Below are 13,222 nucleotides of genomic sequence, written 5' to 3' on the forward strand. Positions count from 1 at the left end.
TATCCTTTCTCGATTCATTTTTTTGATTCTCGAGATCTTATATGCGCATTGAACGTCGGATCGTTCCTACCGAAGAAAATCATTTTCCAAACAGTATGTCCTCAACACTGCAGCGAGTTTTTATGGCTCGCGGCGTTATGTCTGAAGCGGATTTAGATTACCGTCTCCCACATTTATTACGACCAGACTCTTTGTTTGATCTTGCGACTGCAGGCAGTATTTTAGCGGATGCTATTGTAGCAGGTCAGAAAATCCTAATTGTTGGTGATTTCGATGCCGATGGTGCAACCAGTACCAGTCTTGGTATTTTGGCGTTAGAAGCCATGGGTGCCATTGCACCAGATTACCTAGTACCAAATCGATTTGAGTTTGGCTACGGTTTGACGCCAGAAATTGTTGAGGTAGCCAAAGAAAAGGAGCCAGCTGTCTTAGTCACTGTCGATAACGGAATCGCCAGTATCGATGGTGTTTTGGCGGCTAAATCCTATGGAATGAAGGTGGTCGTAACAGATCATCATTTACCAGGCGATACCTTGCCCGCAGCAGATGCGATTGTGAACCCAAATCATCCACAATGCGGCTTTCCTAGTAAAAATTTAGCCGGTGTTGGGGTGATTTTTTATGTTATGTCGGCTTTGCGGGCTGAGTTGAACCGACGTAATTGGTTTGTCGAACAGCATATCCCAGAGCCTAAAATGGCAGATTATTTGGATTTAGTGGCTTTAGGTACAGTCGCAGATGTTGTGTCACTGGATGCGAACAATCGCATCCTTGTACAACAAGGGATTAAGCGTATTCAAGCAGGCTTGGCGCGGCCAGGTATTTTGGCTTTATTGGATATTGCGCACCGAGATCATACGCAGCTCAAAGCATCCGATTTAGGCTTTGCTGTTGGCCCAAGACTAAACGCCGCAGGGCGACTTGATGATATGTCTATTGGCATTGAGTGCTTACTTTCGGTTCACCCACATCAGGCTCGTGAATATGCTCAACAGCTTGATCAATTTAACCGTGAACGCAAAGCCATTGAATCGGACATGAAAGAGCAGGCAGAGCTTGTTTTGGAAGACTTGTTGGACGATGAGCAAGAAATACCAAATGGTGTCTGCTTTTATGATGCTGATTGGCATCAAGGCGTTATTGGTATTTTAGCTTCTCGAATGAAAGATAAATGTCATCGTCCAGTCATTGCTTTTGCTCGAGTGGGTGAAGACGAGTTAAAAGGTTCGGCCCGTTCTATTGCTGGTGTTCATATTCGTGATGCCCTGGATTTATTGGCTAAACGTTATCCTCAATTGTTGAGTAAGTTTGGCGGTCACGCTATGGCTGCTGGAATGACGATTCGAGAGTCTCATTACGAGGCCTTTCGTTTGGCGTTCGACGCAATTATTACTGAATGGGTAACACCTGAGTTATTAGAGGCGAAGTTGCTCACTGATGGGCCGCTTGCAGCAGAAGATTTTAGCTTAAGTTTTGCTGAGCAGGTGAGATTATCTGGCCCTTGGGGGCAAGCTTTTCCAGAGCCTGTTTTCGATGGCATTTTCGATGTACTTCAACAGCGTTTGGTGGGAGAAAAGCATCTAAAACTCATGGTGCGTGAACCAAACAGTGGACTTCTTTTGGATGCGATTAGCTTCTTTGTGGATTTGGAAAAGTGGCCCAATAATACAGCGAATAAAATTCGCCTAGTGTATAAATTGGATATCAATGAATTTCGTGGGCAGCGTAACTTACAGCTTCTTGTGGATTATTTAGAGCCTGCATAAGGTAGGTTTTACTGTAATTTTGAATAACAAATTTTGCTCGGCACTGCCTATCGAATCAAAACTTGGGGTACAATGTCCCTCCCTCATATATCACTCTATTATTACTGGAGCTCTTTCATGACTGCATTGGTTCTTGATGGCAAACTTTGCGCCAAAGAAACTGAAAACCGCCTACAGGCTCAAGTTACTGAGCTTAAAGAGCGTACTGGTTGTACGCCTATTTTGGCAACGATTTTAGTGGGTGCTGATCCAGCGTCAGCGACTTATGTGAAAATGAAAGGCAATGCTTGTCGTCGAGTTGGTATGGATTCGAGAGCAATTGAGCTACCTGAGAGTACCACGACAGAAGAATTACTAAATACCATCGAAGAGCTGAATGCTAATCCTGATGTTCATGGTATTTTGTTGCAACACCCTGTGCCAGAGCAAATTGATGAGCGTCTTTGTTTTGATGCCATTGAAGCTCGTAAAGACGTAGATGGTGTGACTTGTCTTGGTTTTGGTCGTATGGCGATGCAAGAACCAGCCTATGGTGCGGCAACACCAGCAGGGATTATGCGTTTACTTGAAGCATACGATGTGAAGTTAGAAGGTAAACATGTTGTTGTGGTTGGTCGTAGTCCTATATTGGGTAAACCAATGGCAATGATGATGCTGAACGCGAATGCAACTGTCACTATTTGTCATTCTCGCACTCAGAATCTAGCAGACTTAATCAAACAAGCCGATGTGGTGGTTGGAGCTGTGGGTAAACCAGAATTTATTAAAGCAGAATGGATCAAAGATGGCGCAGTGGTTGTTGATGCCGGTTATCACCCAGGTGGTGTTGGCGATATCGAATTAGCTCCACTAACGGAACGCGTTGCTGCTTATACGCCAGTTCCTGGTGGTGTGGGTCCAATGACGATTAATACTCTGATTTTACAAACGTTGGAGTCTGGCCTGAAGCAATTAGGCTAATTGTTAAGATTGAAACGAAAAGCCGCGCCATTAGGTGCGGCTTCTTTTTTATAACGAATTGAATAAAAGTAGGTAGACAGCTTATGTCCACAGAAATGTTAAAAGATGCATTGGACTTTGATTTAATTGCAGATGTTTTTGTTTCCGAATCGATTACTGCATCACCTGCAGAGCTGCATGGTCAATTATGTGGTTATCTTGCTTCCGGTGTGGCTTTACCGCTAGAAGACTGGTTAATCATGGTTGCTGAATTTTGCGATATAGAAGGTTGGAAAGAAGAAGCCAGTCGTGCGGCAATTGTTGAACTTTATACAGCGACACTGACCTTGTTGCAAAACGGTGAATATGCGCTTGTACCAAGTATTTCAGATGATGATGCTGAGCTTTGTGAAAGAGGTGTGACCTTGTCCCAATGGGCGCATGGTTTCTTGGCTGGTTATGGCTTGTCAGGACAGAAAAATACGCTTTCTGATGAAACAAAACAAATCCTTCGTGACTTTGCCAATATTTCCGGCATGCAAGCGGAAATGAGAATGCTAGAAGAAAACAATGATAATGAAGCGGACTTAACCGAATTGGTTGAATACGTTCGGTTGTCTGCCATGATGATGTACACAGAGCATCATGATGTGAACCCTAATATCGATCATACGAAGAAAAATCCGTTACATTAATAATGTGTACCGACCGCTGAAAGAGAGACATTTTATGAAAATTGATACTCAAACTTACCAAGCGCGCCGTGAGCGTTTGATGCAATCTTTGCCTGAGAACAGTGTGGTTGTTATTCGTACTGGTGGGTTGGCGACTCGTAATAATGATTGTGAGTATGAGTTTCGACCTCATAGTAGTTTCTTTTATCTGACTGGTTTTTCAGAGCCAAGCGCTTACGTAGTCATTGGTGCTGATGGTGATATGACCTTGGTTACTTTGCCGAAAGACCCAGAAAAAGAGCAATGGGAAGGTTTTCGATTTGGTACAGAAGGTGCGATAAAAAGCTTTGGCGCGGATGACGCTGCAGACCTTGATCAATTAGATGATGTGGCGATGACGGCGTTAAATGGCACAACCAATATTGCCTACTTATTCAATGATAGCGTTTTACGTGAAAAAATTGCAGGCTGGCGTGATGCATTGTCTGTTCGTGCAAGAGCAGGTGCGATTGCTCCAACACAATTTACGGACGTTGGTCCTGTGATTGCTGAAATGCGCTTATGCAAAGACGCAGAAGAAATAGCCATTATGGAGGCCGCTGCACAAATCAGCGTGGAAGCTCATAAGCAAGCAATGCGTTCGGTTCGTCCTAGCATGATGGAATATCAGTTAGAAGCGGAATTGAATTACGTCTTTATGAAATCCGGTGCACGTCAGCCTGCGTATAATAATATTGTAGCGTCAGGAAGTAATGCTTGTGTTTTGCATTACATTAAGAACGATGAGCTTATTGAAGACGGTGATTTAATTCTTATCGATGCTGGGGCTGAGCTAGGTTGTTATGCAGCTGATATTACTCGTACTTTTCCTGCGAATGGTAAGTTTAGTGAGCCTCAAGCTGCTTTGTATCAAGTGGTGTTAGATGCGTATCATGCGGGTATGAAACAGTTAACTGTCGGTACACCTTACGAAGCCTGCCATAACGCAGCGGTTCGAACCCTAACAGAGGGATTGGTGACTCATGGTTTGTTAAGCGGTGACGTCGACCTCCTGATCGAAAGCAAGGCATACCGAGATTTTTATATGCATAATACAGGGCATTGGTTGGGGTTGGATGTTCATGATTGTGGTGCTTATAAAGTAGCGGGTGAATCTCGTTTGCTTAAAGAGGGTATGGTATTAACCATTGAACCGGGTTTGTATGTTTCTGCCGATAACGAGTCTGTCGATGAAAAATGGCGAGGTATCGGTATTCGAATTGAAGATGATGTGCTTATTCGTACTGAAGGCCCGTATGTTTTAACTCATGGCCTAGCAAAAGAAATCAAAGACATTGAAGCCTTAATGGCTCAAAGTCACTAGGTTATTGAATGTAAACGTTATTGAATGTAAAAGTTATTGAGTCGAATAAACAACAGACTGGAGTAATGCAAAGATGGCTAAATCGTACGATGTGATCATAGTCGGTGCTGGAATGGTTGGCGCACTATCGGCGATACTTTTGGCGAAATCTTCTTTACGAATTGCACTTATTGATAAACACAGTGGTGATTACACACTGTCAACACCGCCTGCTTATGACGCCAGAGTAAGTGCCATTTCCAGTCAGTCAAAAGCTTTATTAGAATCCGCTGACGTTTGGCAAAATATTCCACAAGGAAGAATCGCTTCCTATGACAATATTGTCGTTTGGGATGGCCTTGGATCAGGTTATATCGACTTTAATGCTGGTTCAGCGGCTATGTCTGAATTGGGTGATCTTGTTGAAAACACCGTTTTAAGTCAGCAAATGATGGAGCAAATACAGAAGAATAAAAGTATCGACCTGTATTTCAATAATGCATTGGCGTCTTATGAATTAAGTGAGACTGGTTCGAAAGTGGTCTTAGAATCAGGCGACCGGCTAGAGTCGCAAGTCTTGATTGCAGCAGATGGTGGTGGTTCCAAACTTCGTTCAGAAAATGACTTTGCAACAGTGGAATGGGATTACGGTCATACCGCGATTGCTGCTACGATTGAAATTGATCAATCACATAATAATACCGCGTGGCAAAGTTTCGGTGAAGAAGGTGTTTTGGCCTTTTTGCCTTTGCCTGCGGTTGGGGGTAGACATTTTGTCTCAATTGTTTGGTGTGTTCCTCCTGAAGAGGCGGCCATTTTGAAAGTATTATCTGATGATGCCTTTTGTCGTCGTGTACATTACGCCATTAATAAGCGCTTTGACGTACTTGCTATTACTCGCTCTAGACAAGCGATTCCATTGCGTCAACGACATGCTAAAGAATACGTTAAATCAGGCATTGCTTTGATTGGTGATGCGGCTCATACGATTCACCCTTTGGCGGGCCAAGGCGCAAACTTAGGTTTCTCCGATGTTAAGGCTTTGGTTGATGTCTTGAGTAAGGCGCATAAACGAGGTGAAAACCTCGGTGCAAGCAAAGTTTTAAGGCGTTATCAACGGGCTCGTATGCTAGACAATATTGGAATGGCGGCAGGAATGGAGACCTTTAAACGTTTATTTTCAACTCAGCATCCATTGATTGTAGAGCTTCGAAATACTGGTATGAAAAGCTTCGATTGTAATGCCTCTCTGAAGAAGAAATTAATAGCCCGTGCCGCAGGATTGGCTTCTTTTTCATAATGCAGCTCATGCTTTCTGATTTATGAAGGCTTTTTAAAAGTTTATTATGGAAGAGGTATTTTGCTGTTTGCAAAACGCTACTTATTTTCGATTGAAAATAATGGCTGCTGGCATACCCTTCTGTACAATGAGACATTGATTAATAAACAAAATATAAGGTGTGATGGTATGCAAATTCAGGATCTTCTTAAGCAAACCGATAAGCTGCCTAATGTTCCCGATGTTGTGCGTGAGCTTATTCAGCTACTCAGCGATCCAAATGTGAAGTACTCAGATATTACTGAGCGCGTTTCCCATGACCAGACAATTTCATTAAAAGTCTTGCGAGTTGTGAACTCGGCATATTTTAGCCTTTCTAGAAAAATTTCATCGATTGATGAAGCAACCGTATTACTAGGAATTGATAAACTAAAAACCCTAGTGATTGCTTCTGGCTTCTCTAATTCTGTGACGAAAGTTGATGGCATTGTGTTGCCTGAGTTTTGGGCTGATTCATTTCGTGTTGCTGAACTGGCTCAATGGTTTGCGAAACGCACACCTTTAGTTGAAGCGGATGAAGCATTTACAGTCGGTATTGTTCATAATATTGGTCGATTATTATTGCATTTGACTGCTGCAGACACCGCGAAAGAAATTAACACCTTGGTTGCAAACCGTAAAGCGGGAAGAGTAAAGGCCGAATTGGATTTATTGGGTTTTACCTCTCAAGATGCTGGTAAAGCTTTGATGGATTTGTGGAAGTTTCCTGAAAATTTAGGCGATGCGGTGCAGCATCATAAACGTCCGTTTGCGGATGGTGAGCCTAAGCCGCTTGCTTGTGTACTAAACCTCGCTTGTTATCTTAATGCCTGTATCCGTAATGATCGAGACTCGGATTTGGTTCGAGAAAGTTTCCCGATGGCTGTTGCAACGGCAGCTGGTTTATCTGAAGGCATTATTTACGAGTTAGACGATGCACTGATTCTTAGCGACGAATTGAATCAGATACTTGATTGATATTGAATGAGAATCGCTAGTGTTCAACCTGTTGTTGTGTTAATTTCTTGTCTCATTTTTCTGGTTGGTTCCTCTAGATTTTTTATGCACAGAGAACCATCGTTTGTGGAAGGTTTATATGTCAGTGCAGTTACGTAAAGTAGTCGATATGATGGATCGACAATCGATTTTTAGTGGGATTGGGATTATAGCGTTAGCGTCAACTTTGCTTGTGTCTACAAGTGTAGAGGCGAAAGGCGAAGTAAATATTTACTCTGCACGTAAAGAATCTTTAATTGCGCCAGTGTTAGACGATTTTTCTAAAGAAAATGATGTTGTTGTAAACCTGATCACAGGATCGGCAGATGCCTTGTTGAGCCGATTAAGAGCTGAAGGTAATGCAAGCCCAGCTGATTTATTCATTACTGTTGATGCTGGGCGTTTACATCGAGCGAAAGACGCCGGTGTTCTACAGCCAATTCAAAGTGACGTACTAGATGCTAATATTCCTAGTCACTTACGCGATAGCGATGGTTATTGGTTCGGCCTGTCTCAACGTGCTCGTGTAATTTTTTATAATCCCAAAAAGGTCTCCGAGAGAGATTTCTCAACCTACGAAGATCTAGCTACATCAAAATGGAAGGGGCGTATTTGCGTACGTTCGTCCGCAAATATTTACAATCAATCTTTGGTTGCTTCTATGTTAGAAGCGGATGGTCGAGAAAAGACTCAAGCTTGGATTAAAGGTTTAGTGTCGAATTTAGCACGCCCTCCTTTTGGTGGCGATATTGATCTATTGAAAGCCGTTTCGGCAGGTGTTTGTGATGTTACTTTAGCGAACACCTATTATTACGGTCGTCTTGGACAAAGTAGTGATGCAGCTGAGCGAAAAGTTTATGACAGCGTGAAGTTATTTTGGCCAAACCAAGGTGAAAGTGAGCGTGGAGCACATGTCAATGTAAGTGGTGCAGGTCTTACCGCATCGGCAACGAACATTGAAAATGCGACCTTGTTAATTGAGTTTTTGACCAGTCACGCGTCACAAGAATGGTACGCTCATGTTAATAATGAATACCCAGTTGTAAAAGGTATCAGCGCACCAGAAATGTTGGCGCCATTTGGTACGTTCCGAGCTGACACTATCTCGTTGAGCAAACTAGGTGAAAACAATCGCGAAGCAGTTGAGTTAATGGACATTGGTGGTTGGAAATAATTTCGTTTTTAATATGAGCTGCTATTATTGATGGTTGATTCAACACACTCTAGTTTCGCTAGAAAACCCAATTGGAATTGGCTAAAGATCGCTGCGATTTTTATTGCAGCGATTTTGTCGATACCTATATTGGTTGTCTTAGTAAATGTCCTCATTGGCGATGGTGAAGTGTGGCGACACCTTTATCATACTGTCTTAGCTGATTACGTACAAAATTCCTTGCTGTTAATGCTTGGTGTTGGCTTTGGTGCATTTGCTATTGGTGTGCCATGTGCTTGGTTTACCAGTATGTGTGAGTTTAGAGGTCGCAAGTTTTTATCTTGGGCACTGTTACTTCCTATGGCAGTGCCAGCTTATATTATCGCTTATACCTATACTGGCGTGTTTGATTTTGCTGGACCAGTACAAACTTTCATCCGTGATGTGACTGGCTGGAGCTACGGAGAATATTGGTTCTTTGAGGTTCGTTCGCTTGGTGGTGCCATTGTCATGTTGACCTTGGTTCTTTATCCGTATGTGTATTTAATGAGCCGCGCGGCTTTTCTAGAGCAATCAGCAAACACGCTTGAAGTCAGTCGTACGCTTGGTTACTCAAGCCAAAAAGCATTTTTCAAACTCGCCCTTCCTCTTGCTCGCCCTGCTATTGTGACTGGTCTTTCCTTAGTGTTAATGGAAACCCTCGCTGATTACGGCACGGTGCAGTATTTCAGTGTAAACACCTTCACAACGGGTATCTTGCGGACTTTTTATGGTTTCGGCGATATAGCGGCTGCGTCACAATTAGCGGGTGTGCTTTTGCTGTTTGTGGCGGTTTTGATTTTATTAGAGCGCTATTCTCGACATCGTATTCGTTATCACTCATCCGGATTACGCAAGGCAACCAATCGGCGAATTGAACTGAAAGGTAGTCGAGGTATTTTGACGACTGTATTTTGTTGGTTACCCGTATTGTTTGGCTTCATTCTCCCTGTGGGAGTGTTGATCTATTGGGCGCTATTTAAGGCAGAATTGCCTGGGTGGGATTTCGTTCAATTGGCGTGGAACTCTTTCTATCTTGCTGCTTTGGCGGCGTTAATTGCAGTCAGTTTATCTCTATTGCTTTGTTATGCCATACGGTTAAATAATGATCGTAGCGTGAGGGCGTCTGTTGGTATCGCAGGATTAGGTTACGCTTTGCCAGGAACGATTATTGCGATCGGAACCATTGTCCCTTTGGCTTGGTTAGATCATAGACTGATTGATTTAATAAAATATTATACGGGTGAAAATGTTGGTCTGATTTTCTCTGGTACCTTGTTTGCACTCTTGTTTGCTTACACGGTTCGTTTCATGGCTGTTTCTCTTGGTGCTGTACAAAATGGTCTTGGTAAAATTAAACCCAGCATGGATATGGCTGGTCGCTCTCTTGGTTTATCACCAGCGAAGGTGTTGAAAAGAATTCATATGCCACTGCTTAAGGGCTCAGTATTAACAGCATTACTTATTGTGTTTGTTGATGTTTTAAAAGAGTTACCTGCCACCTTGGTATTGCGTCCATTTAACTTCAACACCTTGGCGGTTAGGGCGTTTGAATTGGCATCTGATGAAAGACTAATCGATGCAGCGCCTCCTTCTTTGATGATAGTGCTGGTGGGTTTGGTGCCAGTGATTTTGTTGAGTCGCTCTATCTCTTCACGTATTGAGCATTCGAACTAGGATTGAATATGACGTTGTTACCTCCTCATGAAGTGTTAAAAGTAATGACATTAACCAATGTTTCGGTTGGTTATAGTGGGAGTGTCGTTGTCGAAAATGCCTCTTTTCAATTATCAGAAGGGCAAATCGGTTGCTTGCTTGGACCAAGTGGTTGCGGTAAATCGACTTTGTTGCGAGCAATCGCAGGGTTTGAAATCTTAATGTCTGGTGATATTAAGATGGATGGAAAGGTGATTTCTACGCCTTCTTATGGCATGAATCCAGAGCATCGAAAAATAGGTATGGTATTTCAAGATATTGCTTTGTTTCCCCATCTTACTATTGCCCAGAATATTGCTTTTGGATTATCCGCTTGGCCAAAAGAAAGCGCAGAAGAGCGAGTCGCTTATTTACTCGAATTAGTGGGATTGTCTGGCTTTCAAATGCGTTACCCGCACTCTTTATCCGGTGGTCAGCAGCAACGAATCGCGTTAGCTCGTGCCATTGCCCCGAAACCGAAGCTATTATTAATGGATGAACCTTTTTCTGGTCTTGATGCTAAGTTGCGTGAAGAGTTGGTTCCAGATATTCGTAAGATATTACAACATGAAAAAATGAGTGCGCTTTTGGTCACTCATGATCAAATGGAAGCCTTCTCCATGGCGGATCAGGTGTTTGTTATGGATGCTGGGGTGATTCATCAAACAGGCTCACCGTATCAAATTTATCATGAGCCAGAGACTCGCTTTGTTGCCAGTTTTATTGGTCATGGCGATTTTCTACCTGCGACCGTGTGTGGAGCAAATTGTGTGCATTCTGCTTTGGGTAACATTCACGGCGATTTAGACCACGGTTTTGCGGATGATACCAAAGTAGATTTATTGATTCGTCCTGATGATATTCTACATGATGATGATAGTGAGTTTGTGGGGGTAATTGTTAGTAAGTTATTTAGAGGTTCACACTTTTTATATCGTGTGAAATTGTCTTCTGGCAAAGTGGTTTATTGTTTTGCTTCTTCCCATCATGATCATGCTGTTGGTCAAGAGATTGGACTGAGTGTTCATCTCGATCATTTGGTTATGTTTCCCCGCGAATAAACTTCCGTACTATTCTTGGTTTCCAGATCACTTGGTTTTTAGATTGTTTGCCTTTTTTTAGAAGGAAGTAATTTAAGCCAAGTAATATATAGCTGAGCAATTTCTGTTGTGTAACTTTCCTTAATAAATGGCAATTGACTCTAGAGTCTCTATAATAGCGTTTTTTTAAAATATACTAGGTGAAAACTTTGAGCGTTATTCGACTAAAAGGCCAGGCTGATCGCCGTCTTCGAGCTGGGCATCAATGGATCTACAGCAACGAGGTAAACACCTCTGAGACACCATTAAAGCAATTTACTCCAGGAGATCAGGTTGTTGTCGAAACAGCACAAGGGAAACCGCTTGGTATTGCCACGATAAACCCAAATACGCTGATTTGTGGTCGTTTAATTAGCCGTAGTACGGATACGTTGCTGAATAAATCCACATTGGTTCATCGCCTTAAGATTGCTTTGTCATTGCGTGAGATGACTTATCCAGCGCCATATTATCGATTGGTATTCGGTGATTCTGACGGTTTATCTGGTTTGGTTGTGGATCGCTTTGCTGACATTATTGTTGTGCAAATTTCAACAGCAGGAATGGAACGCGTTAAAAGCGAAATCGTTGAAGCACTGCAAGATGTCATTAAGCCAACGGCTATTTTGATGAAAAACGACGGGAAAATGCGTCAGATCGAAGGGTTGGAAACTTACGTAGAGGAAGCCTTCGGTACGGTACCAGAAACGGTTTTCCTACAAGAAAATGGCGTGTTATTTGAAGCGCCTGTTTGGGATGGACAGAAAACTGGTTGGTTCTATGATCACCGTGAAAACCGCAAAACTATGCAAGGTTTTTGTGACGGCAAACGCGTTCTAGATGTTTTCTCTTATGTTGGTGGCTGGGGAGTTCAAGCCGCTTCAGCAGGCGCAACGGATGTCACTTTTATTGACGCATCTGAAAGTGCACTAAATTATGTTAATGGAAACTTAAAACTGAATCAATATGAAGGGGTTTCTAACCTCATGCATGGGGATGCTTTTGAGGCGATGTCTTCTTTGATTGAAGATAAGCAGCGTTTCGATGTTGTTGTTATGGATCCGCCTGCATTTATTGCTCGTCGTAAAGACATTAAAGCGGGCGAGGGGGCTTATCACCGAGCGAATCAGCTAGCGATGAGATTGGTTGCGAAAGGCGGTATTCTTGTCTCGGCGTCTTGTTCTATGCATCTTGAAACCGCACGTTTACATGATCTTGTTCGTAGTAATAGTCGTCAGTTAGAGCGATTTTCTCAGTTGGTTTATCGCGGTACTCAAGCGCCAGATCATCCAGTACATCCTGCGATTGAAGAGACTGAGTATCTAAAAGCTCTGTTTTATCGCATTCATAATAATATGGGTTTATAACGACTTTGTTTTTTAAAGGACCTTATTGTTAAAAAATCTTATTGTTAAAAAAAAGCGCGACTGAAAGTTTTTCAATCGCGCTTTTTTATTGGCATTTTTTAATCTGTGCTTGCTGGTATCTAGTCACGTAGAGAAATGTGAGGCCACTCACGTTCTTCGGCTATTTTAGTCAGCGTTTCATCAGCATCAACCGCAACAGGATGAGTAACAAGTTCTAGTAGTGGCAGGTCATTGCGTGAATCACTGTAAAAGTAACTGCCTTCCATTGAATACCCTGTTTCAGTTAGCCAGTCATTTAAGCGTGTAACTTTTCCTTCTTGAAAACTTGGAATGCCTACGGTTTTGCCTGTGTAGCGGTCATTAATGATTTCTGGGACTGGCGCAATGATATGATCCATGCCCAATGCTTCGCCAATAGGGCCTGTAACGAACTGATTGGTCGCTGTTATCATCAGTAAGAAATGACCTTGATTCTTATGATGTTGTAGCAAATCTGTTGCTTTTTTTAGCATCATTGGCTGTATTTTTTCTTTCATAAAGGTGGCATGGAGCTCTATCAGTTCAGCACCAGAAAATCGTGTTAGAGGCGCTAGGCTAAATGCTAAGTATTCTTGAATGTCGAGGCTGCCAGCCTGATATTGTAGAAAAAAATTATCGTTGGCGTCTTTATAGGTTTGGGTGTCGACTAAGCCTTTTTCAACAAGGAATTGTCCCCAAGTGTAATCGCTATCGCCGTTTAATAAAGTCCCGTCTAGATCAAATATTGCGAGTGTCACAAGCTGTCCTCAATTCTTCAAATATGCATGGATTATAGCTCTGACGACAATAAATAACATTAGTCTTAATTGTGCAGA

11 protein-coding genes are annotated in these 13,222 nt (G+C 42.5%); 10 read left to right on the forward strand and 1 reads right to left on the reverse strand.

The window, feature by feature from the left end; translation table 11 throughout:
* Positions 1-41 precede the first annotated feature (41 nt).
* The 10 genes from recJ (at position 42) to MUS1_RS11505 (ending at position 12,368) form a co-directional block, all read left to right on the forward strand.
* Positions 42-1,766 carry a single-stranded-DNA-specific exonuclease RecJ gene (recJ, locus tag MUS1_RS11460; protein WP_036162680.1) on the forward strand — a complete coding sequence of 575 codons (1,725 nt, stop codon included), beginning with the start codon at positions 42-44 and terminating at the stop codon, positions 1,764-1,766.
* 117 nt (positions 1,767-1,883) lie between these two features.
* A complete protein-coding gene (gene folD / locus MUS1_RS11465; protein ID WP_036162683.1) occupies positions 1,884-2,726 on the forward strand; it encodes a bifunctional methylenetetrahydrofolate dehydrogenase/methenyltetrahydrofolate cyclohydrolase FolD in 843 nt (280 codons plus the stop codon).
* 83 nt (positions 2,727-2,809) lie between these two features.
* Complete coding sequence (locus MUS1_RS11470) at positions 2,810-3,400, forward strand: UPF0149 family protein (RefSeq protein ID WP_036162686.1); 591 nt, start codon at positions 2,810-2,812, stop codon at positions 3,398-3,400.
* Between the two features lie 34 nt (positions 3,401-3,434).
* A complete protein-coding gene (locus tag MUS1_RS11475; RefSeq protein ID WP_036162689.1) occupies positions 3,435-4,742 on the forward strand; it encodes an aminopeptidase P N-terminal domain-containing protein in 1,308 nt (435 codons plus the stop codon).
* A gap of 73 nt (positions 4,743-4,815) precedes the next feature.
* Positions 4,816-6,021 carry a UbiH/UbiF/VisC/COQ6 family ubiquinone biosynthesis hydroxylase gene (locus tag MUS1_RS11480; protein WP_036162691.1) on the forward strand — a complete coding sequence of 402 codons (1,206 nt, stop codon included), beginning with the start codon at positions 4,816-4,818 and terminating at the stop codon, positions 6,019-6,021.
* A gap of 168 nt (positions 6,022-6,189) precedes the next feature.
* Entirely contained in the window at positions 6,190-7,017 is an 828-nt protein-coding gene (locus tag MUS1_RS11485) for an HDOD domain-containing protein (protein WP_036162694.1), read from the forward strand.
* Positions 7,018-7,135: 118 nt separating this feature from the next.
* Positions 7,136-8,209: a Fe(3+) ABC transporter substrate-binding protein gene (locus tag MUS1_RS11490; RefSeq protein ID WP_084035610.1), complete on the forward strand. Its 1,074-nt coding sequence runs from the start codon at positions 7,136-7,138 to the stop codon at positions 8,207-8,209.
* 30 nt (positions 8,210-8,239) lie between these two features.
* Positions 8,240-9,904 (forward strand): ABC transporter permease, encoded by a 1,665-nt coding sequence (locus tag MUS1_RS11495; protein ID WP_036162696.1) that lies wholly within the window; start codon positions 8,240-8,242, stop codon positions 9,902-9,904.
* Positions 9,905-9,912: 8 nt separating this feature from the next.
* Entirely contained in the window at positions 9,913-10,983 is a 1,071-nt protein-coding gene (locus MUS1_RS11500; protein ID WP_036162699.1) for an ABC transporter ATP-binding protein, read from the forward strand.
* Between the two features lie 188 nt (positions 10,984-11,171).
* Positions 11,172-12,368 carry a class I SAM-dependent rRNA methyltransferase gene (locus tag MUS1_RS11505; RefSeq protein ID WP_036162701.1) on the forward strand — a complete coding sequence of 399 codons (1,197 nt, stop codon included), beginning with the start codon at positions 11,172-11,174 and terminating at the stop codon, positions 12,366-12,368.
* A 119-nt stretch (positions 12,369-12,487) separates the two neighbouring features.
* Here the strand turns inward: MUS1_RS11505 and MUS1_RS11510 are convergent, their stop codons facing one another.
* On the reverse strand, positions 12,488-13,144 hold the full coding sequence (locus MUS1_RS11510; RefSeq protein ID WP_036162702.1) for a histidinol-phosphatase: 657 nt from the start codon (positions 13,142-13,144) through the stop codon (positions 12,488-12,490).
* Positions 13,145-13,222: the final 78 nt, after the last annotated feature.

It is taken from the genome of Marinomonas ushuaiensis DSM 15871 (assembly GCF_000521805.1).
Taxonomy (GTDB): Bacteria; Pseudomonadota; Gammaproteobacteria; order Pseudomonadales; family Marinomonadaceae; genus Marinomonas; species Marinomonas ushuaiensis.